The organism is Saccharothrix syringae (assembly GCF_009498035.1).
Taxonomy (GTDB): domain Bacteria; phylum Actinomycetota; class Actinomycetes; order Mycobacteriales; family Pseudonocardiaceae; genus Actinosynnema; species Actinosynnema syringae.
This window is the reverse complement of record NZ_CP034550.1, coordinates 5,564,974-5,591,227: the sequence shown is the minus strand read 5'-3', so window position 1 is coordinate 5,591,227 and position 26,254 is coordinate 5,564,974. Positions and strand designations below refer to the sequence as shown.

Genomic DNA, 26,254 nt, shown 5'->3' with positions numbered 1-26,254 from the left:
TCGGGTAGTCCCGTAGTTACCGTGCTGGAAAACACGCAGGTGCGGCCGGGTAGAACCGTATGGGGTTACGACATGAGTGTGAGCGCGGCGTCCTCGCAGCGGCGAACCACTGGTCAACGCCTGCGCCTGGTTCAGCCGTTCTCCTGGCACCTGTGGGAGCTACCTCGGCCGGTGCTCGCCTATGTGTTGGCCGTCGACGTCGCCGCCCTCGCGCTCGTGGCGTTGACCTCGGTGCGTGGCGCGGTCACCGGCACCGACCTGGTGCGCTTCGCCGTCCTGAGCGGCGCCGCCGTGGTGCATCTGGAGTTCGCGCGCGGCATCGAGCGGATGCGCGAGATGGCGGTCTCCGGCACGCCCTACGTCAACCTCAAGAGCCTGTGGGTGTTCACCGGCGTCGTGCTGCTGCCGCTCCCGCTGGTCGCGGCGCTGACGGCCATCACGTACCTGTACGCCTGGGCCCGCGTCGACGGCCAGAGCCGGGCGCACAAGAAGGTCTTCACCGCGGCCACCTTCATCCTGGCCTCGGGCGGGGCCGCCGCGGTGCTGAGCGTGAGCCAGCTCGCCGATGCGGCGACAATCCCGACCGGACGGCTGGGCCTGCTCGTGCTGGTGGCCGCCGCGGTGACGTGGTGGTTTGTCAACTTCGCCCTGGTGGTCGCCGTTCTGCGCGTGAGCAACCCCGAGGCGCCGGTCCGCGCGGCGCTCGGCGACCTGGCGGACCAGCTCGTTGTCGCAGCGGCGCTGGGACTGGGCATCGGCATGGCCGCGCTGCTGATCCACGCGCCGTGGCTCGTCCTCGTGCTCATGGTGACGGTCGTCGTGCTGCACCAGCAGTTCCTCCTGCCGCAGCTGCGCCGTCAGGTGCAGACCGATACCAAGACCGGCCTGCTCGATCCCGTGTTCTTCACCCGGCTCGCGACCGCATTGCTGCGTCGCCTCCGGGAACAGGTCCGACCCGCAGCCCTGCTCATGATCGACCTCGACCGGTTCAAGCGGATCAACGACGACCTGGGCCACCCCGCCGGTGACGACGCGATCCAGGCCGCCGCCGATGTCCTGCGCCAGGAACTGCGTGGCAGCGACCTGGTCGCCCGCTTCGGCGGCGACGAGTTCGTGCTCCTACTGCCGGGAGTCGGAAAAGAGCAGGTCAACGACATCAGCACCCGTCTGCTGCTGGCACTGCGCACCCACCGGACGCAGGTGAGCGCCACCTCGGGGCCCACCGAGCTGCTCGGCCTGCCCGCCTCGGTCGGCGTTGCGCTCTACCCACAGCACGGAGTCACCGTCGACCAACTGCTGCTCGCGGCCGACGCAGCGCAGCAGCGCGCCAAGCAAGCCGGTGGGGCTCAGGTGGTCGTGGCTCCGCTGCCTCCGGCTGTCGAGATTCCGGCCCAGCTTGGCTGAGCTTGACCGCGTGGCAGCCACTGCTTGGTCTCATCAGGCCGGGTGGTCTCAGGTTGCTGCTAGCCCAAGCGCTCTGGGCATGTCCTCCGTCTGGCTGGTCTCCGTGACAGCCGTTGAGGAGCGAACCAGGATATCCGCAGGCAGATGGGGGTAGGAGCCGTGATGGTATTCCGACCCGCTGTCGCGTCGGCTTGAGTACCCCCGCTGGCCAGGGGGTATGGTTTGCCCCGTGCGCTACTTAGCTCATTCGAGTGATAGACGGCGCGTAAGACGCCAACGGCCGAGAAGCTGATCAACAGGGCCGCAATCCCTGCTGCTTCCCGGCCGCCGGCGGTGGTCACCTCGTCTTGCGGATGCGACTCGCTGCGACGTGGAGACCGATGGCGAGGAGCCCGGCGGTCACAAAGATCGTCGGGCTTCCGTCGTCCGGGGCGGACGCCACGACCGCGGCGACCTCCATCACGACACCCGAGCTACTCAGGACCTGGGCAACTCGTCGGCGGGACCACCTTGGTGGTTCTGGTGGTTCAGGTGGCTCCTCGGGGCCCTGCTGGTCGGTCAACGTGCACCACCTCCTAGCCCACGCCGGAGGTGAAACCCAACCGGGTGCCGCTGTTGCCTCCGGCGAAGAACAGAGCCGGAACCGCAGCGGGCTGGGAGAGCGGCTTGACGATCAGCCGTACCTCGTGGAGCAGACCCTACCGGGCGTGCCCGACCACTTGCACCGACCACGCGCGCCAGCGCACATGATCGGGCCATGGGAGATGCGGACCGCTGAGCTGCGACAGGCGGTGCCTGATGGGCATTTATCCGGCTCAACGCCATGAAGCTGCGTTGCGGCGTGACAGGTCGATCTCGTAGCCCCGTTACACCGACCGGGTGGTCGTTGAGATAGCAGGCCGCCTGCGGGTGGTGACGGGATCTCGGTGTTGACCAGGAGGTTCCGCGAATCTCACAGGATCGCGTGTGGTCCACCGCCCGAGCGCCCGACGATGCCAAGCAGCATGGTGCGCACACGACCCGACATGAACCCGAAGCAGCTCACCGATGCACCGCATCCGCTCCGACCTCGCCCAAGACCACGAGGATGTGGCCTGCCTGGGCTCGGCTGATGCCGCCAGTGGAGGCGAACACGTAGAGGTAGTGGCCGAAGTGGGCCCTGGTCGTCGTAGATGACCGGGAGGTTGCCCTCTAAACAGCGGAGGATCTGCGTCCACCACCGGGTCGGGGTGCACGCGAGGCGCCCGGAATCCAGCCTGGCCTTCAGCCCGTTCGTGTACTCGCGCGCCGGTGCGCCGCGGTGATGATGGCGAGCTGTTCCTCAGACGGCGACGGCGTGATGCCGTTGTCGTCCTCCTCGGCCACGAGCGATGGCCTGCTCGGCCACGAGCTGCTCATCGGGGCCGGCGGGCGCACCGGTCTCGGCGCCGTGCGGTACAGCGGCGCGGAGAGCACGTGGTACCTGCGCGGCGAGCAGGTCAACCCCGGGGTGTCTGCTTCGGCTGCTTCGGCACGGCCGCCGAGTTCCCGGCGGATGCCGAGGTGCCCTGAGCGTTGTCCGCGACGCCCTGTGGGGACTGCTGACCAGCCGCGGCGGTCGGCCGAACGCTACGGGCTGGGCCGAGACGGACTGAATCGTTCACCGTTCGGCACGGCGGTGCGCCCGGAGTCCGGGCGTCATCGCCGCGGGCCGCTTCCCGGGCCGGCCGGCCCGGGACATGGCCCCGGGCCCTGGACCTGGGCTTGGTGGACGAATTTCGACGCATGGTCGTCGACGCCGTCCCTTCCTGCGTACCCGCCGGACCGGCCCGAAAACGGCGGTGGTCTCCTGCGACAGCCGCCGGCATGTTCTCGACGGCCCTCTGCCTGGCTGCGGTGGCCGGGCAGAGCTGGTCACCGCCCGCGTGGTCGGCGGTGCGCACGCCGAATCGGCAGCCCGGTGCGCGGTCGGGAGTTCCGGGGTGGTCGACGGGACATCGCCGGCCGCCCGGCGCGCAGCCGTGGTCGCCCGTCGGTGGCGAGCACCGGGTCCCGGTGGTCGTCGTGCTGCGCGTCGACCTGGCCTCAGTGCTCGCCCGGCAGGTCGGGCAGGCGTTCCGGGTGTCCGAGGAGGATGTCCGCGCCCACCACGCCGCGATTCCACGCCGCCTGCAAGGGGTACGCCGCAGCCCTGTCGGCCGGACCCACGGCGGCCGGTCGGTGCCGGTGCCCGGCTCGGCGTGTCCGGCGGTCCGGGGCCGGGATCGCGAGCGGGTCTGATGTGGAGTGATGCCCACCCGGACCGCCGGACGGGATGAATCGAGGGCGTTGCTGCGCGAGCTGATCACGCCCAGGGGGCCTCGCCGCCGACCGATTCCCCGTTCCGAACCTGGCCGCGTTCCTGCGTCGCTTCAGGCTTTCCGCCCAGCTTTCCGCGGCGTAGGTCTGGCTTGCTGCGGCCGGGCCTGCACAGTCTCGGCATCCCACTGTGACCCGCGAGGCGGGGTGGGGGTTATAAGGGCAAGTCCGGGGACGATGATCCAGGTATGAGCGACGAACGTCCTGCCCCGTTACCCCGGCCGTCGGCGCCGTCCGCGCTCCCGGTGCCGACGCCGTCGGTGCGGGGGCCGCTGCGGCCGATGCCGTCCGGGGCGATCGCGCTGGTCGCGGTGGGCATCGCCGTGCTCACCGCGGGGGTGGTGCTGGTGCTGTGGTGGGCGGGCACCGCAGGATTGTCCGGTCAGGCGCTGGTGACCGCCCGATTCGAGGCCCTGCGCACCGGGTTGAGCATCGGTATCGGTGGCGGCGGGCTCTTCGCCCTCTACCTGGCCTGGCGCCGCCAGCACGCCACCGAGATCGGCCTGGTGCACAAGGAACGCGACCTGGCCGACGTCGCCCGCGCCTACGAGCTTCAGCGCGAGGACTCCCTGCACGCCCGTGCCGATGCCGAGGCCCGCCGGATCACCGAGCTCTACACCAAAGCCTCCGAACAGCTCGGCTCGGACAAGGCCCCGGTCCGCCTGGCCGGGCTCTACGCCCTGGAACGCCTCGCCCAGGACAACCCCACCAACGCCAGACCGTGGTCAACGTGCTGTGCGCCTACCTGCGCATGCCCTACACCCTCCCCGGAGACCCACCCGCCGACAACGCCGACGAACCCACCCGCACCCGCCACGACCACCGCGTCCAGGAACGCGAAGTCCGCCTCACCGCCCAACACATCCTCACCACCCACCTCCACCCCGGCCCCAACCCTGACCACCCGGTCAAGACCTACTGGCCCGACACCGACCTCAACCTCACCGGCGCCACCCTCATCGACCTCGACCTCGACCACTGCCAACCACACCACGCCCGGTTCGACAGGGCGACGTTCACCGTGGACGCCTATTGCGGCGGGGCGATCACGCAGCATCCGGTCGAGACCTCGAACTGGCCCACCGGATGGAGAGCCACTGACGACCACCAGCCGGTCGACGGCCGTGAGGGCACCTGGCACCGCCTTGTGGAAATCGAGGTGGCCCTCGTCGACTCCCCGTAGCAGTCGACATGGTGACCGTACTGGGCGAGGCGGCTCACCGGTGCCATCGGCGACTCCGGTCAGCGATCGCGCTCTCCAGCGCTCACGCGAATTGTGCACTTTCCAAGCACTGCCCGGTTGCCAGTCGGCACGGACGAGGTGACCGGCCGCCGACCGGTCGGCCTGGTGTGGTGGCCCGTGGCGCGGGCAGGCGGGCCGTGGTCCCGGGGCGGCTGGGTGGTGGTCGGCCACGCGGTGTAGCGGGCGTGGTCGGGCCCGCGTCGAAATCGACGCGGTGTCGGCTCGGTCTGCAGTACAGTCCCGTCCCGGATCTGGATCTAGGGGGATGTACGTGCGTGGTGTGGTGGCGTTGGTGTGCGCCGGTGTGCTGGTGGCGGGGTGTTCGGCGCAGGCGGGGCCGCCCGCCGCGCCGGTCGTCTCGGAGGATCCGGCAGTGGCGGCCGCGGCGGTGGTGGCGAGGCTGGCGTTGGGGGAGCAGGTGACCGGCCCGGCGGGCCTGGTGCCGGCCGGTGAGCCCGAGACCGGGGTGCAGCCGCTGGTGGAGTGCCGGGAGCTGGCCTCGGCGGGGCAGGCGTTGGCCGGTCGGACGCAGCGCTGGACCTGGACCGCACCCGACGGCCGCACGGCCACCTACAGCCTCTACGGCGTCGTCTACCAGGGGGTCGCGGCCCGGGAGGTGGTCAAGCAGGCCCGCGTGGTCTCCGAGTGCTATCCCCGGCAGCACGACCCGTCGGGGTACGACCGGCAGCGGTACTCCGAGGAGAGCCTGCCTTCCACCCGGCCGATCATCGACGACCGGTTCGGCTACTGCGAGCGCGACCCGGTCGACTACGGCCTGACCATCGACCAGTACCTCGCCACCCCGTACGAATATCGCTGCACCGCGTTGTTCGCCCACGGGAACAAGGTGCTGCGGTTCCACTACGTCAGCAGCATCGACAGGAAGACCGCTGGGTCCGGTCAGCCGAGCGTGCACACCCTCGCCCAGTCCCTGGTCGACCTCATCGTGGCCGCCTGACCAACCCGTTCGGTCACCGTGCTGCGGTGGTGCTCGGGGTGGGGCCGGCGCTCATGTCCCGCCAGCCTCGGCCGTGGTGACGGGGTACCGCGTGCACAGGCCCGGTTCCGCACGTGTGCCGGGTGACCGGCGCAGCCGTTGTCCCGGCCCGCTACACCAGGACGTCCTGCCCACCGGTGACGGGGTCGCCGGACTCGTCCTGCTGCTGCGCGGACACCCCGGCCCGGTCCAGCCGGCTCATCCTCGGCCCTCCCACCGGCGACGGCAGCGGCGTCGCCGGTGGGAGGGCCGCGCACCACTGTCGCTGCCGCCGGAGGGGCTCGTGCCCGCGCGAGCCGACCACACCCGCGCCGCCCTGACGGGTGTGGGTCGGACTCCGCAGGTCGGCGCTCACACGGGGGACACCGATCGGCGTTGCCGCGACGGCAGTTCCGGGCACGGCAGCGTTCCGGCGTTCGAGACGGACGGGACAGTGACCGGGCGCGGGAAAGGACGGCCGGGTCAACCCAGGCCGCGGCTCGACCGGCCACCCCGGAAAGCCCTGGGCAGTCCACGCCCGGCCTCGGCCGCACCGTCCCGTTCCTGTGCGCAGCGCGGCAGGAGATGCCCGGGCGAGGCGTCAGCGCGCTACGCGTGCCCGGCGGGCACGGACGAACCGCCTGGGCCGTCGAGGCCGGAGAACGGCTCGGGCGGCCGGGGGTTCAGGCGGGTTTGCCGGCGGCGGTGCAGACCGCGATGCGGGCTTCCAGGAAGTCCATGCGTGGGGTGGAGGAGTAGCTGCGCCAGGGCTCGCCGTCGGCGTGGGGGCCCAGCACGCGGAACTGGGCGAGCGCCTCGTCGTAGCGTTCGGCGAACACCAGGGCGGTGATGGCCAGGCCGCGGTCGGAGCGCAGCGCCCGGGTGGCCGCGCCCTCGCCCTCCAGTCGTGCCAGCAGGGTCTCCAGAGGGTCGCGGACCAGGGGCGAGCGCCAGATCTGCGGGGTCTTGTCGGCGGTTTCGAGGGCGGCTTGCAGCGGCAGCGCGGCCAGGGCGGGGGAGGCGGCCGCGCGGGTGGCGAAGTCCCACATCAGTTCGTCCGACCCGTGCCACTTGCGGCACCAGTACTGCAGGGCCTGCACGTGTCCGGACCGGTGGTGCGGATCCCGGGCGAGCAGTTCGTCCCACAGCAGCCCGAAGCGCTGGTGGTCGTAGGACAGGCCGCGGGCCAGCATCGCCAGCGTCGTCCACGGGGTGGGGTCGTCGGGCAGGAGCGTCGCGGCGTGCTGTGCCGTCGTCTGCGCCAGGCGCAGCAGGCGGTGGAATTCGGCGAATTGGGCCTGGCTGGTCTGCGCGGCGCGCGCCGTGCCGCGTGCCTCCCAGGCCAGGTAGACCAGCGACAGCGCGTGCAGCACGGCCAGGTCGCCGTTGTCGGGGTCGGTCTCGTGCCAGCGCTGCAGGAAAGTCGCGTCCCGCACGACGTGGTCGGCCAGTGCCCGCACGACCTCGTCGCGGCGTTCCCAGTCGCCCCGGGTGGAGGCCAGCAGCGCGGCGGCGGGCTCCCAGCCGCCCTCGGTCGCGGCGGCGCACGCGGCGTCCAGTTCGGGGTCGGCGGGGCCGCGGGTGACGACCTCGGCGTCGGGCGCCAGGCCCCAGCGGGTGACGTCGACGCGGTAGAGGCGTGCGACGACCAGTTCCTCGGGCAGCTGCTCGTAGGTCACGCCGCGTCGTTTGGCCTCGCGCATCAGCGACAGCACGGCGAAGGTCTTGCGAGGGTGCCTCAGCAGGGCCAGGACCACGTGTTCCCCTTGTTCCCGAACGGATGGACCGGTCGTGGGGGACGCACGGGAAGAACGCCTGCCGATCCTCCCGCCCCTGCTGCGGCACATCGCCGCGGGGCAGGAGAGAAGTCTCCAGGGGAAGCCGCTCCCGGGCCGCACCCCCACGGCCGCCAGGGAAGTGTGACGGTCCGATTCCGTATTGATCATGGCAGTGGCCGTTTCGTTATCCCGGCATCGGGTGCCGGGCCGGGGAGAATCGCTGTCCGGCACGCGACCACGGCCGCCTGGCCGACGCAGGCACCCGCGCAAACAGGGGCGTCGGCGTTCGGCTCGGCGCGCCCCCTGCAGTGGAGGGAGGTTTCCGGCCGAGCGGAGTCCAGGGACGTCCAGCATGCCCGGACCGTGGACATGAGCCAGCCGAGCAGGATGTTCCTCAGGTCCGGACCCGCTGGCAGGAGCCCCGGGTTGACCCGGAACCGGGTCCAGGCCCGCGTGACCGTCTCCTCTCGCATGGGACTGGCCGTGTCGTTGGCGAGGCCGCAGCGTTCCGAGGTCTGCCCTCGGGCGACGTAGGCCGTCAGGGTGCGTGGCGCGACGTCGGACAGCTCGGCCAGCGTGATTATGGAGCGCTCGACCCGCGTCGAGCGGTTACCCAGGGCCGCGGCTGGCGTGGCGCCATGGGCGTTCCCGAGTGCCCGGGTCTCGCGTCGTCGTCCAGGTTGCCGTTGCAGATGTAGTCCAACAGCGCGTCGTCGGGTCGGTGATCGGTTCGGCTGCGGTGGAGCAGTCGGTCATGCCTCGGCCTCGTACTTCCGGCAGTTGTCGGCCAAGGACGCGCCGTGGCGGCACGGTCGTCGTAGTGGGTCGGCGCCGCCGACGCGACGACCCCGGCCTGCTCGGCATCGGCGGCCGCGGTGTTGCCCGCGTGGGCCCGGACACCGGGTGCGTGCTCGGCTGAGCGGCCGCTGCTGGTTCGACGGGTTACGTGGTGCCGCAGTGTCCACCGCGTCCGCACCGATCGGGCGGCTGGTGCCCGGCTGCGGCGTCGTCTCGGCATCGAGTCGGCCGGGCTCGGGCGCGTCGACCTGGCCTTGGTGTGAGCGGTTCGGGACCCCAACTCGCGGTGCCCGCGGCCGACATCTGCCAACCCGTTACCCCGGACGCGGCTCGGGCTTGGGTGGTCTCGGCCGTCAGTGCCCGATCCGGGCGGTCGTTGGGCTCGCGGTGTCGGGCCCTGCTGATGCTCGCCGGCAGGCTGTGCGAGCTTGGCCGCGGTTGGCGTTCGTGGTGCCCGGCGTGGTCGTGCGCCGGTGGTGGTTGACGTGCCCTCGGCAGGCTCTGCGGCGCCGGTCCATATTCGTCTTTGTGTCCTGGCGGAGGTCCTGGAGGTCGGCGGGGTGCACAGGGGATGTACACGATGCGCAAGGCGGTGCTCGGTGGGGTGCAGGGTGTGCTCGGTGCCGTAACCAGTTCTCTCGCGCTGATCGTCATGGGTTCGGCCGTCCGGGTTACACAGTGGTCCTCCGCTGCTTACTGTCGGTGCAACCGTTTCCCCGGATAGGGGGAAACGTTGCTTCGCGTTGGTGCGATCACCTTTGATTGGGCTTGCGTTGTGGAGCAGGGTGTTCCCCAGGGGAGCGGTGACCCGGCTGGCTGCCGGGCCACCGCCCCCTGTAGGGAAGCAACCGGAGAGCGGCAAGCTCACCGACGGGCGCTCATCCACCTGCACAGTGCAGCGCCCAGGTATCCGGCAACTGCGGCGCCCCCGGCCAACCAGGTCGGGAGCGCCGCGCCGCTCAATGCGAGCACCCCCGCCCCGGCAGTACCGAGATTGCCGACATCCGTACAGACACCGGCAGCCCGTTGCCAGCTACGACGCTCGGACGGTCTTCGACGGCCCTCACGCCCGGACTTCACCGACCACCCCATCGCGACCTCCTATGGGTGGTACGGATGGCAGCCTGTCCGCCATCCAGCTGGAATAGCGGCGCTGCGATACAGCTTTCTCCCTAGTTGAAAGTAGTACCTAAATTTTCATGTCCCGCAAGCAAGATCGGCTGACCGGGTGGAGGCGGAAATCCACTCGATCGGATCAACGAAGTCCACTTCAGCCGGGCACCGTCCACACGAATGCCGAGGCCGGTGTCGCGGTGAGTTCCAGAGCGGTTATCCCGGCTGGTGGGACGGGTGCGGCTGACCAGCGCGCCACCGCCGAGGGCCCCGACCACGACGGTTCCGACCACCCCGAAAGGCCCAGCGACGCCACCGCCTCCCGTAGCGCCACGTCAGGAGGTTCGCGGTCGAACCGAGGTCGACGTGCACTCTCAGTAGGAGTTCGCGCGGGCCACCCGGGTGATCTTGCCATTCCGCGCGACCCGGCTGGCCACGGCCCGTGCCTGCCACTCGGCGCCGGCCGACCGGTCCGTGGCCACGTCCACCCGGAGCAGCAGCCTGGTGCCGGAGTCGGGCTCGCGCTCCTCCGCCGCCGGGGGCTCCGGCTCGACCCGCTCCCGGTGCTGCGGGTCGCCGCCCGCCCACGCCTCCACCAGCAGCCGCTCCACGCCCGGCAGCACCTCGTCGAGCAGCGCCGGGTCCTCCAGCACGGTCCACGCGGTGGGCGGCTCGCACGCCACCCGCGGCGTGGGGAACCCGTCGCCGAGCTGCCGCACGAACGCCCGCACGGCGCGGGCGAGCGCGCCGGCCACGTTCTGGCCGACCCGCTCGCCGCTGACCAGGTCGATGGTGACCGACCAGCAGCCGGGCTCCACGTCCGACGCACCACCCTGCCGGACTTGGCCGAAGCCGCCTGCGGCACGCACCCGGTGCTCCCGGCCCGGCTGGTGTGGCGCGTCCTGCACGGTGCGCCCGGCCAAGTCGGACACGACGCCCGCCAGGCGTACGCCGACGCCGGCCTCGACGGCTTCGCTCAGCAACTTGACGACGACCGCGACTTCCGCGCGCTCTACGACAAGCCAGCGCGCCGCCAGTACGTCCGCGCGCGCTGTTCGAGTACATCGGTGGCTACGCGCCCACCCCGGCGCTGGTCAGCCAGATCCTCGACGAGACCACCTCTCCGCTGAGGCGGTGACCGCGATCCTGATCGTGTTCCTGTGGCCCTGATCGAGCGGGCAGCCCGCACGAGTCGCCGACCCCGGCCGGGCTGGTCCGATCCTCGGGTACGCGCGAAGCGGGTTCCGAGCGGTCGCCGCTCGGAACCCGCCTGCAGCCGTCCAGCGGTCCCACACCAGCACGATGTTCCCGCCCAACTGCCGGTGGGCGGCGTCCAGCAGGGGCGGCGAAGTCGGTCTCGCGGAAGCCCTTCTTCTCGCCCTTGCGGCCGCGGTGGACCAGCATGCGGTAGATCAGCCGGGTGCGGTGGCCGGGTTTGTGTCGACGACGCGTGAAAACTGCCCCCCTGGCGACGCGCGGGTTCCAGCGCTTGTTGCAACACACCTGATCATGAAGGGCGTGTTGATGGCGAGGCGTGGGCGTAAGCGCAGACTTGATCTGGAGTCGGAGTACTGGTTGCTGTTGGCCGCCGGTGTGGGCGTGGTCGAGGCGTGCAGACGACTGGGGATCGGTCGCAAGACCGGCTACCGGTGGCGGTCGGAGAACGGCGGGCTGCCGCCGGTGCGACTGCCGGAGCCGACCCGGTCGAACAGGTTCCTGTCCTTGCTGGAGCGGCAGCGGATCGCCACGCTACGTCGGGAAGGGCTGGGGGTGCGGAGGATCGCGGCGGTGATCGGTCGTGCGTCGTCGACGGTGAGCCGGGAGCTGCGCCGCAACGTCCTGGCCCACGACCGCGGCTACGACGGCGACCTGGCGCACGCGCGTGCACGGCAGCGGAGTCGTCGGCCGCGGCGGTCCCGGTTGGTCGACGACGCGCTGTTGCGCGCGGAGGTGCAGGCCAGACTCGAGTCGGAGTTGGAGTCCGGAGCAGATCGCGGCCCATCTGCGGATCGCATTCCCCGACCGACCCGACTGGCATGTGTGCCACGAGACGATCTACCAGGCGCTCTACCACGGCGGCAGGGGCGGCCTGAGCAGGCAGCTCACCCACCAGCTGCGCACCGGTCGACCGTTGCGCAAACGCCGTCGGCGCGCCGACCGGCGCAGCACCAGGTTCACCGCGCCGGCGGAGTTGATCGATCGACGCCCGGCCGCCGCGCTGGAGCGGAACCGTTGCGGCGATCGGGAAGGGGACCTCATCGTGGGTGCCGGGGGCCGCTCGGCGATCGGTACCCTGGTCGACCGCGCCAGCCGCTACCTCCTGCTGGTGCACCTGCCCGTCGACCGTACCGCGGAGGCGGTCCGTGACGCCCTCACCGCGGTGCTCGGCGACTTGTCCGAATCGGTGCGGCTGACGCTGACCTGGGACCAGGGCTCGGAGATGGCCTGCCACGAGCAGATCGCGCCGCTGCTGCGGGAAGGTGTGTTCTTCGCCTATCCCTCAAGCCCGTGGCAGCGCGGCACGAACGAGAACACGAACGGATTGCTGCGCCAGTATTTCCCGAAACGCACCGACCTCTCGGTCCACACTCCCGCCGACCTCCAGGCCGTCCAGAACCGACTCAACAACCGCCCACGCAAAACCCTCGGCTGGCGCACACCCGCGGACGTCCTCCAGGACGCACTGGCATCATGATCCGGCAACGTTGCGATGATCACTCGAATCCGCCCGCCGAGACGATCGCCCCTGGGTGCCGGGACCGTCCGGACTGACGAGCCGACGCGACATCACAGGTCTTCTGCCCGACAGGTGAACCGGTGACCGACCAGACCGTCAACGACCCCGCCTGCCGTGAGTCGAGGGTGAACGGCTTTCACAATGCCGCACCGCCTCAACCCGGTATCGAGCCCGAAAGTCGTCGATCTCGAGTCTTTCGCCCACTGGAATAGCTTGCGCTGATCCATATCGGTCAATAGAATCGCTGCGCGCGGTCGACCGGTCGCGTATTCGTGCCGGTTCGGTAGTGCGCAACGCTCGCTCCGTTTGCCGAACACGGCAATCCCGACAAGGAGTTTCCGCATGGCGCGGCAGACCATCGTCACGCTGGTCGACGACCTCGACGGCAGTGAAGCACGGGAAACCGTGGACTTCGCCCTGGACGGAGTCAGCTACTCCATCGACCTGTCCGCGGGCAACGCCGACAAGCTGCGCCGACGGCTCGCCGACTTCGTCGCGAGCGGACGACGATCCAGTGGCCGCAAGCAGCGCACCACGCGGCAACGCCACACCCGGACGACAGTTCCCGCAGGCGGCGACCGGGCGCAGAACCAGGCGATCCGTGAGTGGGCCAGAAGCCGAGGAGAGCAGATCTCGGACCGGGGACGCATCCCCACGGCACTGATCGAACAGTTCCAGCAGGCCCACTCCGCCTGAACCGCGACATACACCCGCATCCGCGCGGATGAGCCGGCGAGCGGAGATCGGAAGAGAAGCCGGTTCGGCGTCCCGATGTAACCGAAACGCCGTACCTGAGGCGGGTAGAAGTGCACACCGGGACCGGCCAAGTCGGCACGCAGGGAGCACTGTGACCGGTGCCGACCGGCAAGGGGCGGGTAAATCGGCCCGGCGGAAGACGGCATGTGTGGGGGCATAGTTGCGCGCCCGGGACACACCAGATCTCACCGGGCGCGTTGCCGCCGCAGGTACTCCGCGACAGCACCCATGACACCTACGACAGAGCGGACCCATACATTCGGCTGCAACACCGCTCCCCTGTCGCCGATCAAGAGATGAGGGGGAGGGTGACAACAAACCGCGCGCCGCCAACGTCCGGGTCAACGGCCTGCAGGGTGCCTGCGTGGTTGGTGACGATGCGGCGGGCGATGGGGAGTCCGAGTCCGGTGCCGCCGGTGTCGCGGGTGCGGGCGTCGTCGAGGCGGGTGAAGCGGTCGAAGATGCGTTCGCGGTCCTCCGGTGGGATGCCGGGGCCGTCGTCGAGGACTTCGAGGATCGCCTGGCCGTCGGCGGTGCTCAGGCGGATGGTGATGGTGGTGGTGGCGTGGCGTTCGGCGTTGTCGAGCAGGTTGCCCAGCAGGCGGTCGAGCAGGGCACGGCTGCCGCGCACCGGCGCTGGGACGTCGGGCAGGTCGGTGGTGAGTGTGTGGCGACTGCGGCGGTGATCGGTGTGCTCGCGGGTCAGGGCGCCGAGGTCGACGCTGCCGTCGATGGCGGTGTGACTGTCGACAGGGGTGGCGGTGAGGGCATGGTCCAGTCGGGCCAGTAGCAGCAGGTCGGTGGCCAGGTGTTGCAGGCGTTCGGTGTCGGCCAGGGCGGCGTCGACCACCTCTGGCCAGTCAGTCAGACCGGGATGGGTGGTGGCGATCTCCAACTCGGCGCGCAACGCCGCGATCGGACTGCGCAACTCGTGCGAGGCGTCCGCCACGAAGCGTTGGTTCTCCTCGACCGCGTGCTGGAGCCGGTCGAGGGTCGCGTTGACGGTTTCCGCCAGGGTGGTGATCTCCGCACGACCTCGGGGAACCGGAACCCGACGAGCGAGGTCGTGCTCAGTGATGTCTGCCATCTCCCGGCGAATGGCCTCTACCGGACGCAGCAGACGCCCGCACGTCACCCATACCGCTGAGCCGACCAGAGCGCAGAATCCGATGCACCCCATGGCGAGCACCAGCAACGGTCGGGTGAGAGTGTTTTGCGCATACGCAGCCGCGCCGGAGTAGTCCCGCGTGTAGAGCGCTTCGGGTGCGGAGGGCGCATCGGTGGAACCCGGCGGCCTGTCCGCAGATCCGTTGCCTTCGACGGGGACCAATGCCTGCGCACGTGCGTACTCCACGCACCTGTGGTCGTCGGGGGGATCGACCGCGCCACTCGCCAGTCGTTCTCGTGTGCCCATGGCATCCAGGAACGAATCGGGGTCACTGCACAACACAACCCGCCGCTCCGGCACCGCTTCCCAATACTCCGCCTGCTCGCGCAGAAGATCTGCTTGCTTGCGCAGAAACACCGCCCCGACGACGAATGCCACGACAAGGGGAAGCGCCACCACGGTGGTGACGGCCAGCGTTGCTGCCGCCCGAATCGATTTCCTGCGTTTTTTCATCACAATGGCTCCTGTGGCATAAACTGGTGCCGATGTCGCGGGCGGTGAACACGGCGTGCCGCCCGAACAGGCTGCCGATCCTGCGGCGCGAGGTTCCGAGGTGGACTTCGGTCATGCCGGGCTCACGGGCCTCGTGACAGACTCCGGTGATAGTCGCGGTTCGGGGACCACACACCCAGGGCGGCACAGCGGGAGTTCCGGCAGCACCAACTCTGGAATTCAAGAAGAGCGGCTCGCCGGCACATCGACAGGTCCGCGTGGCAGCGTCAACTTCCGGAGCCCCGACACGCGGCATGTTCACCGGAACACGGCCAGCCTCGCCGGACCAGGGCCCGTCGGCCGCCATCGGCAGAAGCGACGTCCACTCCCGTGAAGTCCGCGGCCGTGCACGCGCACGATCGCCGTTCATCTCCGACGACATCACGTCCAGCACGATTATGTCATAGGTGACTTCGCCCGCCAGGCGCAATCCGTTACCACCGTCGCAGTCCACACCGACAACGAGATCTTCTGCAGCAAGACCGCGCACGGGAAGAGTTGTCAGTCGTCGATCGTCCACCGTTGGTCTCCCCATGTCGCTCACTGCGTCAGCGGTCGTTCCCGAGCTTGGGCAGGTGAAGGCCGTTTGGTGCGCAGACGGGGAACTCCTGGTGGATCGGACGTTGTCGAAGCGCCGTTCTGCCAGGAGTTCCGTTGTTGTCGTGCCCGATCCCTGCGGGCGGGTCCACCGCGGGTACCCCGTGCCGCCGCCTGGTCGTCTCCCACCGGCCCACCGTACGGATGGCCCGATATCCCACCGACGTCACCGACGCCCAGTGGGCCGAGCTCGCCCCGCTGCTGCCCGACCCCGCGTGCCTGGCCTGCCGGGGCGGGCGGTGGGAGAAGCAAGAAGGTCGTGCCGATGGGTGTCGGGCCGTGGCGGCGGTGTGGGATGGCTCTCGCCGCGCTGTTGGGCGTGATGGGCCGGGCGGGCGGTGCCGGGTGTGCGGTCCGCCGTGGGGCGGCAGATGGTCGCGGACGATGTGGCGGTCGTGGGGGGCGACACCGGTGAGGTGTTCTGCGTGATCCGATGCGCCGTCGCGGCGCCGCGTCCTGACGGGCGGCGCCGCGGGCGTGATGCGGTTGTGCGGACGGAGGGCTTGGTTACCTGCGCCACTGTTGTGCTGCGCCGTTGTTGCATTCCCAGAGTTGGAGTTGCCGCCCGGCGGTGAAATCGGAGCTGGGTACGTCGATGCAGTACTGGTAGTCGCTGTGCGTGGCGATCGCGTAGCCGCCGCTGGGGTGGTAGAAGAAGAACCACCGCTGGGAGTCGCTGCCGTCGCAGTTGTTGACCTTGATGGGGTTGCCGTAGCCCCGTTGGCCGTCGAAGTCCAGGCACAGCCCGCCGGAGTAGGCGGGGTGCAGGTAGGTCCCGCCCTCGCGGGCCGATTCGGTGACCCAGTACTGGTTGCTGCCGCCGTTCTCGCGCCAGAGTATGACAGGGGTGCCGTGGCCGCCGGAGTTCGAGGCGTCCATGACCAGATCTGTCCCCGACGCCCACCACCTGATCACTTCCTGGGTGGAGGGGGTCGGGTCGGCGGTGGGTGCGGCCGAGGCCGTGCCGCTCGTGGCGATCGCGCCCAGGAACAGCGCGAGGACGCCCATGAAGGTGCGAAAACGCATGGTGCTCGCCTTTCTTCGAGGTGATGGACAGCGATATGTCGAATCCGAACGTGGTGCCCCATCACCGGCGACGTCGCGACCGGTCCTGGCCGCACCGGCCGGATACGGCGGTGAACTCACCGTCCGGACACTGCCCGGTACGGCGGATGCGTCCGCACGACTGGCCCGATCCCAGGCGTGAGGTCGGTGTCGTGCCGGTGCGGACGTTGGTGCGGTGGTGGACACCTCGGTCGGCTCCTGCCCGCTCCTCAGGGGTGGCCCGTTGGCGGATGCCCGCCGACCCGGAGTGGGTAGTTGATGGGTGGTCAGGCGGTGAAGTCGGTGTAGGCGCGGTATCGCGGGGTGCCGTTGGCGCCGTCCTGGACCCAGACGGTGACGCGGAGGCGTTCGCCGAAGCGGGGAGTGGGGTAGGCGTAGCCGACGCCGCAGTCGTCGTTGGCGGCGCCGTTGGCGTCCTCGGCGGTGGCGACGACCCGGCCGGTGGTGAGGTTGCGCAGCTCGGCCCTGGCCCGCATTCCGTCCGCGGACTCGTCGCAGACCTCCAACTCCCAGGCGTTCCACCGGTCCACCGAGGCGACCGCAGAGTCGTTTGTGGTGTACACAACGGCGTCGTAGGCAATCTGAACCGGTAAGTGCGTCCCGCTGCCGTGGGTCGCCGCCCGAGTCCCGCTGCCGACGGCGCCAGCCGGTGCCGGCTGCGCCACCAGCGACAGTGCGGTGAGCGCGAGCCCGGCCGTGATGAAACGAGTCGTCCTGCCCATGATGGCCACTGTCTCCGTTTCTTTCGACAAGGTGTTCCTGTATGGCGTCCGTAAGGGAATCGATCGAGGTGTCACCGCACCGCAGCGCCACCTTCTCGCAGGGTGATCCATCGCGGGAAGATTCGTGTACGCGGCCCGTAACCGCCTGAGAATGCGTCGAACGAGTCACCCATATGGCCGGCTGCCGTCCCCCTCACGATTTTTCGGCGACCTGCGGTGAACACGTGCACACCCTGGGGTCCGTGTGGACGCTGCCTACTGTGCCCGACGGGTTCTGAAGAAGTCTTGAATCATCCTGAAGAGTTGTTCAGGATTGGTGGCAGTGGTGCGGAATAGCGGTGGTAGGCGTGTGCTGACGGTGGAGGACGATCGACGGTTGGCAGGTCTGTCGGTTCGTGGACTGCCCGCGAAAAATTTTGTGGTCGACCACGCCCCACGCCGCGTGTGGACCTGCCGATCGACTTGTGCCGGCCCGAGACACCACCGCAACAGCAGAAGGGTGTCGTCGAACCTCGGGCACACCGTAAGAACTGTGGCCCTCTGGGGCGATCGCCGATACGAGAAGTCGGATCGACTGGTTGCGCGAAGGGGCGACTGTGCGGGGAAGACCTATGTTGCTCGGGGCGGTCCGGCGTTCGGGTGCCGCTTGTGTCGGGTGGTGAGGTTGACCCGTTTTGACGGACAGGGTCGATGAGGTGTGGTCAGGCTACCTGTTCCAGCGGGTGGTGGCGGGTCGCTTCGTAGATGGCGGGGCTGAGGTAGCCGAGGCTGGAGTGCAGGCGTCGGGTGTTATACCAGCCCTCGATGTATTCGAAGATCGCCTTGTGGGCCATGGTCCTGGTGGACCAGGTCCGCCGGTCGAGCAGTTCGGTCTTGATGGTGGCGAAGAACGACTCGGATACGGCGTTGTCCCGGCACTGGCCCTTGCGTCCCACCGACGGCCGCACGCCCAGGTCCTCGGCGAGGGCGCCGAACCGGGCGGAGGTGTATTGGCAGCCCCTGTCGGCGTGGAAGATCACTCCGGGCCGGGGGCGACGCTGTCGTACGGCGTTGTCCAGGGCTTGGGCGACCAGGTCGGTGCGCAGGTGGTCGGCGGTGGCCCAGCCGACGACGCGGCGTGAGGCGATGTCGATGACGGTGGCCAGGTGGAGCCAGCCTTCCCAGGTGTGGATGTAGGTGATGTCGCCGCACCAGCGGGTGTCGATGTCCGTTGCGGTGCAGGAGAAGTCGCGTCGGATCAGGTCCGGCGGAACGGTCGCGGCGGGGTCGGGGACGGTGGTGGTGCGCCACCGTTTCGGGGCGCGTCCGGCCCGGCCGGCCTGCCGCAGCAGACGGGCGACGCGTTTGCGGGAATGGCGCTGGCCTCGGGCCCGCAGCTCGGCGTGCACCCGCGGTGCCCCGTAGGTGCGGTTGACCCGTTCCGACGGACAGGGTGAGGATCGGAACCCGTCGGAGGTACTCCCGGCCGTTCCTCCCTCGACACGAGGATCGTCGCGTAGCTCGGCAGCAGGCGACATCAGCGGCCGCATAGTTAGTATAATTACTTCAGTGTTGACTAAATATCGACCACACAACAGCACCGCCTCCGCAAACACGTCATCGACCGCAGCGCGTAACAAACGGGGCACGCCACTCCAACGGCCCTCAGGCGAACAGCGCGCTGACCGGCTCGCCTGCATACGGCTCCGCAAAGCGGCCAGCAACTCGACGTCCTCGATGATCGCGTCGACGTCGTTCACGTCGGCGCCGACTTCCCGCCGACCAGGCCGGCCGACGACCGCACCGCGGCCTCGGGGCCGCGGTGCCACGCCGAAAGTCGGACCGACCGGAATCAACCGCGACGGACGAACCACCCCGTCGGTCAGTCGGCCCATACCCCTCCACAGGCTCGAATGTCCGCCTGTGCCAACTTCACCGCGTGGGCAGACTCTCCGGTCGCCCGCATCAGGGCAGCACGGCCCGGCCGAGGCATCCCGGCCAGCTCCGCCTCCCGGCACAACCGTCGAATCCGACCGACCAGGTCACGGTGCCTCGCGTCCTGCTCTCTCTCCCGCACGGGCATGCCGAGCCGGGCAAGCGCCCCACGAACAGCGGACACCGTCGCCCCGGTCGCCTCGGCCAACGCGCCCCGGTTCGGTCGAGGCATGCCGGCCGCCTCCGCCTCCTCGTACAACCGGCGAATCCGCACGGCCAGCTCATCCTGCGCCCGCCGCCTCAGGAGACCGGCGACCTTCCTCTGCGCAGCCCGCACCGCATACACCGACGCCCCGGTGATCCCGACCAACTCGTCACGCCCCGGCCGGGGCCTCCCGATCCGCCCGGCCTCCTCGTACAACGCCAGGACCCATTCGGACAGACTCTTCAACCCGGCGGTCCGGGCATCCTCGGCGCGCAACCACTCACGCAACTCCACCCGCTCCACGGCACCGTCGACCACCCGGTGCAACCCGACCGCAGCCGACACGCCCTCCACCGCGGTCGCCGAGTCCGACGGCGGCGCCAACGGATGACGCTCACCGGTCAACGCCTGCAACGCCGCGGCGATCTCCTCGACACCGGCCTTGACGTAGGCATGGGTGGAGCCGTATTTGCCGAAGTGCGACACCGCGTGACCGGCATAGGCGCGGGCCACCGCATAACCGAAATTGCGCTCCACCCACGTCACGGTGGTATGCCGCAACCAGTGCGTGCTGATGTGCATCACCCGCACACTCTCCAGACGACCGCGCAACCGGCCCCACAAGGACTCGTACCGCTTCCTGGTCATCGGAGCACGATCGAGACGACGGAACACCTTGTCCCCGTCGTCGCGGGCACCCCGCCGACGGGCGTGATCGAGCAGATGCCCCATCAACGTGGGCGACACCGGCTGCCACCGCCGCGTCCCGCCCTTCTCCCACAACTGGACCAGCGACTGGTCGACATCCAGATCCCGCACCCGCAACGCCAACGCACCACAGGTACGCGCCGCGGTCTCCAGGTGGAACCGCAACAGCAGCACGTCCAACTCCGGATCCACGCCCGTCTCCCGCGCGACCCGGAAAATCTGCGAAATCAACTCGGGATTCACGGCGTGCCGCCGCGACGGCTGCCTCCTCGGCATCTCCACCAGTCGCAGCACCACCTGCTGCTCGCCGAGGAAACCGCGCTGCACCGCATACCGATACAGAAACGACAACGCCTGATAGGCATTCCGTATCGCGGTCGTCCCGCCCGCGTTTGACCGCCGCGCCACCGCGGTGGCCTGCACACGCCCCAGAAAATCCCGGACCTCGTCGGGAAGCACTTCGTCCAGGCGACGCGACCCCCACACCGCCACCGCCTTGTTCAGATACGAACGATACGTCGGACGCGACGCCTCCGACGCCGCCTGCAACGCCACCGTCACGACATCGCCATCGGCGCGCCGCCCGGCCGTGTCGTCCTCGACCGCGACGTCCCCGCCCCCCACACCCACGACCACAGACATCTCAGACACCGGCCGCCTCCCCACCCCACGACCGCGCCACGACACCCGAACCGGCCCCGACGCCCGCCCCGTCCCTGACCGGGCACACCCGCGCCACCATCCGCTCCGCATCCGGAAGCAGACGATCCAAAGCCTCCAAACCGTGCACCACCAACGCCGACAGCGACGGCACCGCCGTCAACAACACCTGCTCCCGCACGGCGAAACCGCACCACCGCAGAACAGGGGCCGGAACGGCCACCATGCCCCGCGCGGTCAACGCCGACACGCCGTCCGGATCACGACGGACCACCAGCGCCCCGCTCTCGTGGGCGTGGATCGACACCGCCATCCGGCCACTCCACCCCAGCGCCCCGAACAGCGACCGATCGGAGATCCGGCCCTTCCCGTCGAAAGCACGCACCGCGTGACGGCGAGGCAGCGGTTCGCGGCGCACGGCCAACGCCCCCGGCCCCGGCGCCTCGGTCCGACGCAGATCCAACTCCCGGCGCCCCGGAGCAGCACCCGCGCGCAGCGCAAGGCGGTCGTCGTCGACCGGGTCCCGGCGGCCCGCGACGTCGCCGTCGTGGCGCGGTGGCGCGGGAGGCTTCATCGACGCGGCGGGCCTCGCGACGGGCGGGGCTGCGGGCGGGGCGCCGAACGCGAGGTCGGGGATGATCCGGTCACCCACGGTGGCCCCTTCGGTGGGAGGCGTCCCTCGCGGAAGCGGGGGAGCGGGTCGGTCGCGGCGTGTCCCGCAGGGGCGGCCGTGCGGTCAGTTGCGGTGGGAGGAATCCCACGTTCGCGTGGTGGATATCGAGTAGTCCGCCAGGTGGTGCTCGCCCAGCCCGTAGAAGCCCAGCCCCAGCTCGTCGGCCAGCCGGATCCGCTCCAGCGTCTGCGCCAGCGCGTCGGCGACCGCGACCTGCCCGCCCGTCACCGGGTCGGGGTGGCGGTCGCCGAAGCTGTAGATCCCGAGCTGCATCCCATTCATTGACACGTCAACAACCTAACGACTGTTTGATGACGCGTCAACAAGTTGCTAGCTTGGCCGCATGGGCGAACCGCGGTGGCTGGACGGGCGGGAGGCGGCGGTGTGGCAGGCGTACCTGGCGCTGCACCGCGAGCTGCACGCCGCGCTGGAGCGGCAGCTCGTGCGCGACTCGGGGCTGTCCAACGCCGACTACGCCCTGCTGGTGCCGCTGTCACAGGCGCCCGACGGCGTGGTGCGCTCGCGCGAGCTGGGCCGGCTGGTCGGCTGGGAGCGCAGCAGGCTGTCCCACCAGGTCGCGCGCATGGCGAAGCGCGGGCTGGTGGTGCGCGAGGAGTGCGCCGACGACGCGCGCGGCTCGATGGTGCGGTTGACGCCCGCCGGGCGCGCGGCCCTCGGGCAGGCCGCGCCCGGGCACGTGGCGACCGTGCGGCGCTACGTGTTCGACGCGCTGTCGGCCGAGGAGGTCGAGGTGCTGGACCGGGTGTTCCACCGCGTGCTGGACCGCGTGGCCGCCGACGGCTGACCGGCCCTCCCCGCTGTCGCTGTCGGCCGGCCGGCCGTCGGCGTGGTATCGGGGCCGCGCGTGGTGCGACCCCTGATCCGCCCCCCCGGGCACCGGGACGGCGGCCTACCCTTCCGCCGTGCCCGGTCTGCGTCCGGCCGTCGGGGTGCCGGACGACGACCAGCCTCGCGCACGCGCGGATACGGACGCATCAGCAACCATCCGTATCCGCATCCGTATCCTCCGCACCCCCTCGCGTACACCGGTCTCCGTACGTCCGAGACGCGAATACGGATGTCTGTGGATGCGCTCGTGGTCACGTTCCCACGAAGGTGAACGCTGAACGCAAACATGTGTCGCGAAGGAGCGCAAGTGCAGCTGACGGCGGAGTTCGCCCCCGATCGGCAGGCCCTGGTGGGCGGGTCGTTGCGGGGCTGGCAGCACCACGCGCACGAGGACGCGCTGGCCAGGACCGGACCGGTGCACCCCGCCGAACTGCCCAACGGCCTGGAGGTGCTGGTCACCACCCTGGGCCTGGAGGCCACCCGCACCCTGCTGGGCGACAACCGGCTGTCCAAGGACGCCGCCGGGCTGCGCGCGGCCATGCAGCAGCAGCTGGCGGACAAGGGCAGGCCCACCGACCTGTCGCGGATCATCGGCCCGTCGATGCTCAACACCGACCCGCCGCACCACCGCAAGCTGCGCGCCCTGGTCTCCCAGGCGTTCACCCCGCGCCGCATCGAGGCGCTGCGCCCGGCGGTGGAGCGCACGGCCGCGGAGCTGGTGGCCGGCATGTCCGGCGAGGTCGACCTGATCTCGCGGCTGGCGTTCCCGCTGCCGCTGGCGGTGATCTGCGACCTGCTGGGCGTGCCCGCCGAGGACCGCGACCAGCTCAACCGGTGGACCGCGGCGATGATGACCGAGCGCCCCGAGCTGGTCGTGCCCGCCTCCGACGCGATGGTCGGCTACCTGGCCGGCCTGATCGAGTACAAGCGCGAGCGCCCCGACGACGCGCTGCTCACCGCGCTCGTGCAGGCCCGCGTCGACGGCGAGCACCTGACCCCCGAGGAACTGGTGACCACCGCGATCCTGATGGTCGTGGCGGGCCACGAGACCACCACCGGCCTGATCGGCAACTCGATCACCGCGCTGCTGGCCCTGCCCGGCGCCTGGGAGGCGCTGACCACCCCGGAGGCCGTCGGGGACGCGGTGGAGGAGGCGGCCCGCTGGGACCCGCCGGTCCGGGTCACCCCGCACTACCGGGTCGTGGTCGACATCGACCTGCCCGACGCGGTGCTGCCGGCGGGCGCGCTGGTCATGGTCGGCCTCGGCACGGCCGGGCGCGACCCGGTGGTGCACGGGCCCACCGCGTCCCGCTTCGACCCCACCCGCCGCCCCGCCGGCGGCAACGCCGCCCTCGGGCACGCCGCGTTCGGCCACGGCATCCACTACTGCCTGGGCCACCACCTGGCGCGGATCGAGGCGCGGGCCGCGCTGACCGCGCTGCGCGAGCGGTTCCCCGACGCCAGGCTGGCCGGCGACCCGGCGGAGTTCCCGCGCGACGACAAGGTCGTGCCGAACACCTTCGCCGCCGTCCCCCTGCTGCTGGAGCGCTGAGGCCGATGTCCGTTCGACTGGGGGAGCGCAACCGGCCCGGCACCGTGCAGCAGCGTCAGTCCGCCAAGCTGGCGAGCAAGGTGATCAACTGGTGCCGGTTGGCGATGTCGAGCTTGCGGTAGATCCGGGTCAGGTGGGTGTGGACGGTGGCGGGCGAGATGACCAGGCGGTCGGCCACCTCCGGGTTGGACAGGCCGTCGCCCACCAGCCTGGCCACGTTCCACTCCGCCTGCGTCAGCCCGGCCAGGCGCCGGGTGGGCTGCGGCCGGTCGGGCTCGGCGGTGTCGAGCACCGAGGCCAGCGCCTGCTCGACGGACTCGGCCGGGCACGCGTAGGCGCGCTCGTACTCCTGGTCGCCCAACAACGCGCGGGCGCGGGCGGCGGCCTGCTCGCTGAACCGGGCGAAGGGCACCAGGCCGTCGACCCGCACGCCGGTGACGCGGTGCAGGTTGTGGGCCAGGCCGAGCATCCGGGCGGCCGCCGCGGCGTCGCCCGCCTTGGCGTGGGCCCAGCCCAGCGCCTCGATCGTCCACAGCGGGCCCCACTTGTCGCGGATGGCGCGTTGCAGGCGCAGGCCCTCCAGCAGCACGTCCAGCGCGCGGTCGGGGGACCCCCAGCGGGTCTGCACCACGCTGCGGCACCAGTGCGCCCAGCTCAGGCCCCACTGCGCCCGCAGCCGCTCGCACTCGGCGAAGAACTCCTCGGCGGCCTGCTCGGCCTGCTCGCGGTCGCCCAGCAGCACCAGGGACACGGTGTGCAGGATGTGGGCCAGGTGGTGGTCGACGGCGAAGTGCGCGCCCATCGCGCCGAAGCCCTCGTGCGCCTGCCGCAGCAGCTCCACGCCCTCCAGGTCGCCCAGGGCGAGCACGGTGTAGGCGCCGCGCACGAACGTCACCGGCGGCAGCGGCACGCCGACCCGGTCGGCCAGGCCGGTCAGCTCGTCGACGCGGCGGGCGACCTGCGCCCGCTGCACGCCCAGGCACAGCGCGATCCAGGCGTCCAGCGCCATCGCGCTCACGCGGAGCGGGTCCGGGGTCTCGGGGGTGGCGGCCAGCGCGCGCCCGAGCCAGAGCCGCTCCTCGGGTAACCGCCCGGCGTAGGTGTACCAGCGGGTGCGCGCCAGGTCGACGCTCATCTGCAGGCCGTCGTAGGTGGTGGCGGGGGTGCCGATCAGGTCGGCCAGCACCACGCGGTGGTTGGCCATGTCCAGGTCGACGGCCTCCAGCAGCGCGGCCTCGTTGTGCCCGACGAACCCGCCGGCCAGCCGCGCCGCCTCGGCGCGGAAGAACTCCCGGTGCCGGGCGCGCACCTCGGCCTCCTCGCCGGAGGCGCCCAGCCGGGCCGCCCCGTGCTGCCGCAGCGGTTCCAGCAGGTGGTAGCGGCTGCGGTCGGCGGAGGGCAGGGCGATCGACTTGTCCAGCAGCCCGGCCAGCGCGTCGGCGACCGCGTCGCGCCCCAGCTCGCCGCCCGCGCACACGGCCTCGGCCGCGGGCAGGCTGAACCCGCCCTCGAACACCGACAGCCGGGCCCACAGCAGCCGTTCGGCGGGCGTGCACTGGGCGTGGCTCCAGTCGATCATCGCCGCCATGGTCTGGTGGTGCGGCACCCGGGTGGTGTCGTTGGCGGTCAGCACGCGCATCACGTCGTCGAGCCGGTCGGCCAGCAGCGACACCGGCATGGACCGCATCCGCACCACGGCCTGCTCGATGGCCAGCGGGATGCCCGCGACCCGGCGCAGCACGCGCACCACGTCCGGCCAGTTCTCCGGGGTCAGCCGCCAGCCGGGCACGCCCGCCTCGGCGCGGTCGACCAGCAGCGCCACCGACTCGTGCGCGGGCGAGAACGGGGCGTCCTCGGCGGGCACGTCCAGCGGCGGCACCATGACCAGCACCTCGCCGGGCACCCGCAGCCGCGCCCGGCTGGTGGCCAGCACCCGCACCCCGGGCGCCGCGCCCAGCACCGCCCGCACCAGCCGCGCGACCGGCTCCACCAGGTGCTCGCAGTTGTCCAGCACCAGCAGCACCCGGCGCGACCGCAGGTAGTCCACCAGCGTGTCCAGCGGCGTGGTGGTCGCCTGGTCGGGCACGCCCACGGCGCTGAGCACGACCTGCGCCAGCAGCTCGGGGTCGCCGCCGCGCGCCGGTGCCAGCTCGACCACGCGCACGCCGTCGTCGTAGGCCCGCTGCACCTGGGCGGCCAGCTCCAGCGCCAGCCGCGTCTTGCCGCAGCCGCCGACGCCGGTCAGCGTGATCAGGGGTGAGACGCCGAGCTTCCGGCGCAGCTCGGCGAGCAGATCCTTGCGGCCGACGAACGAACTGAGCGCTCTGGGTACGCCGCCGGATTCCTGGCCCCGCTCGGTCATTCGGACACCGTACGACACCGGCCGGTGCGACTTCCGCGAGATCCACCAAACTCAGGGGTTTGCAAATGATTGCAAGAAACGACCCCAATAAGCGCACGTAGAACGGTTTGCGACCGATCGTCTTCGGTGTCGGTGTGCAAACAGT

The 26,254-nt window shown here is 70.7% G+C and carries 19 protein-coding genes and 1 pseudogene; 10 read left to right on the top strand and 10 right to left on the bottom strand.

Translation table 11 applies throughout. The annotated features are described in order from the left end of the window. Window positions 1–21 precede the first annotated feature (21 nt). From EKG83_RS24250 to EKG83_RS24235, 5 genes are all read left to right on the top strand, one after another. Window positions 22–1,404, top strand: a complete 1,383-nt coding sequence (locus EKG83_RS24250; protein WP_170191992.1) for a GGDEF domain-containing protein — start codon at window positions 22–24, stop codon at window positions 1,402–1,404. 2,034 nt (window positions 1,405–3,438) lie between these two features. Then, window positions 3,439–3,663, top strand: a complete 225-nt coding sequence (locus tag EKG83_RS24245; RefSeq protein ID WP_051767092.1) for a hypothetical protein — start codon at window positions 3,439–3,441, stop codon at window positions 3,661–3,663. A 799-nt stretch (window positions 3,664–4,462) separates the two neighbouring features. Further along, window positions 4,463–4,924 (top strand): hypothetical protein, encoded by a 462-nt coding sequence (locus EKG83_RS24240; RefSeq protein WP_051767091.1) that lies wholly within the window; start codon window positions 4,463–4,465, stop codon window positions 4,922–4,924. Between the two features lie 117 nt (window positions 4,925–5,041). Beyond that, on the top strand, window positions 5,042–5,164 hold the full coding sequence (locus EKG83_RS49105) for a hypothetical protein (protein ID WP_265590282.1): 123 nt from the start codon (window positions 5,042–5,044) through the stop codon (window positions 5,162–5,164). Between the two features lie 85 nt (window positions 5,165–5,249). After that, window positions 5,250–5,942, top strand: a complete 693-nt coding sequence (locus EKG83_RS24235) for a hypothetical protein (protein WP_033435997.1) — start codon at window positions 5,250–5,252, stop codon at window positions 5,940–5,942. Between the two features lie 701 nt (window positions 5,943–6,643). Here the strand turns inward: EKG83_RS24235 and EKG83_RS24230 are convergent. Next, window positions 6,644–7,717 carry a hypothetical protein gene (locus tag EKG83_RS24230; protein WP_033435996.1) on the bottom strand — a complete coding sequence of 358 codons (1,074 nt, stop codon included), beginning with the start codon at window positions 7,715–7,717 and terminating at the stop codon, window positions 6,644–6,646. A gap of 2,306 nt (window positions 7,718–10,023) precedes the next feature. After that, window positions 10,024–10,632, bottom strand: a complete 609-nt coding sequence (locus EKG83_RS24225) for a hypothetical protein (protein WP_153278335.1) — start codon at window positions 10,630–10,632, stop codon at window positions 10,024–10,026. Window positions 10,633–10,951: 319 nt separating this feature from the next. Here EKG83_RS24225 and EKG83_RS50015 point away from each other — a divergent pair. The 3 genes and pseudogenes from EKG83_RS50015 to EKG83_RS24215 all read left to right on the top strand — a co-directional run. Next, window positions 10,952–11,425: pseudogene (locus tag EKG83_RS50015) on the top strand (helix-turn-helix domain-containing protein); the annotation flags it as partial. Window positions 11,426–11,531: 106 nt separating this feature from the next. Beyond that, the gene (locus EKG83_RS24220) at window positions 11,532–12,344 is read left to right on the top strand and encodes an IS30 family transposase (RefSeq protein WP_428829952.1); all 813 of its coding nucleotides are present in this window, start codon (window positions 11,532–11,534) and stop codon (window positions 12,342–12,344) included. Window positions 12,345–12,728: 384 nt separating this feature from the next. After that, window positions 12,729–13,082: a histone-like nucleoid-structuring protein Lsr2 gene (locus tag EKG83_RS24215; RefSeq protein ID WP_153278334.1), complete on the top strand. Its 354-nt coding sequence runs from the start codon at window positions 12,729–12,731 to the stop codon at window positions 13,080–13,082. A gap of 349 nt (window positions 13,083–13,431) precedes the next feature. On the opposite strand, the gene EKG83_RS24210 is transcribed toward EKG83_RS24215, so the two are convergent. From EKG83_RS24210 to EKG83_RS24180, 7 genes are all read right to left on the bottom strand, one after another. Then, on the bottom strand, window positions 13,432–14,763 hold the full coding sequence (locus EKG83_RS24210; RefSeq protein WP_033431216.1) for a sensor histidine kinase: 1,332 nt from the start codon (window positions 14,761–14,763) through the stop codon (window positions 13,432–13,434). A 1,143-nt stretch (window positions 14,764–15,906) separates the two neighbouring features. Then, a complete protein-coding gene (locus EKG83_RS24205) occupies window positions 15,907–16,425 on the bottom strand; it encodes an RICIN domain-containing protein (RefSeq protein ID WP_084716397.1) in 519 nt (172 codons plus the stop codon). 305 nt (window positions 16,426–16,730) lie between these two features. After that, the gene (locus EKG83_RS24200) at window positions 16,731–16,994 is read right to left on the bottom strand and encodes a hypothetical protein (RefSeq protein WP_033431176.1); all 264 of its coding nucleotides are present in this window, start codon (window positions 16,992–16,994) and stop codon (window positions 16,731–16,733) included. A gap of 893 nt (window positions 16,995–17,887) precedes the next feature. Next, window positions 17,888–18,925, bottom strand: coding sequence for an IS3 family transposase (locus EKG83_RS24195; RefSeq protein WP_170191837.1), 1,038 nt, complete (start codon window positions 18,923–18,925; stop codon window positions 17,888–17,890). A gap of 122 nt (window positions 18,926–19,047) precedes the next feature. Further along, window positions 19,048–20,655 (bottom strand): site-specific integrase, encoded by a 1,608-nt coding sequence (locus tag EKG83_RS24190; RefSeq protein ID WP_084716406.1) that lies wholly within the window; start codon window positions 20,653–20,655, stop codon window positions 19,048–19,050. Window position 20,656: 1 nt separating this feature from the next. Further along, entirely contained in the window at window positions 20,657–21,325 is a 669-nt protein-coding gene (locus EKG83_RS24185) for a hypothetical protein (RefSeq protein WP_051765798.1), read from the bottom strand. An 84-nt stretch (window positions 21,326–21,409) separates the two neighbouring features. Beyond that, complete coding sequence (locus EKG83_RS24180) at window positions 21,410–21,634, bottom strand: LLM class flavin-dependent oxidoreductase (RefSeq protein WP_228122181.1); 225 nt, start codon at window positions 21,632–21,634, stop codon at window positions 21,410–21,412. 55 nt (window positions 21,635–21,689) lie between these two features. On the opposite strand from EKG83_RS24180, the gene EKG83_RS24175 reads away from it, so the two are divergent. Together EKG83_RS24175 and EKG83_RS24170 are read left to right on the top strand one after the other, a co-directional pair. Then, complete coding sequence (locus EKG83_RS24175) at window positions 21,690–22,151, top strand: MarR family winged helix-turn-helix transcriptional regulator (protein ID WP_033431174.1); 462 nt, start codon at window positions 21,690–21,692, stop codon at window positions 22,149–22,151. Window positions 22,152–22,502: 351 nt separating this feature from the next. Next, a complete protein-coding gene (locus tag EKG83_RS24170) occupies window positions 22,503–23,747 on the top strand; it encodes a cytochrome P450 family protein (protein WP_051765796.1) in 1,245 nt (414 codons plus the stop codon). Between the two features lie 55 nt (window positions 23,748–23,802). Here EKG83_RS24170 and EKG83_RS24165 read toward each other — a convergent pair whose 3' ends face one another. Next, the gene (locus EKG83_RS24165) at window positions 23,803–26,109 is read right to left on the bottom strand and encodes an ATP-binding protein (RefSeq protein ID WP_051765794.1); all 2,307 of its coding nucleotides are present in this window, start codon (window positions 26,107–26,109) and stop codon (window positions 23,803–23,805) included. Window positions 26,110–26,254: the final 145 nt, after the last annotated feature.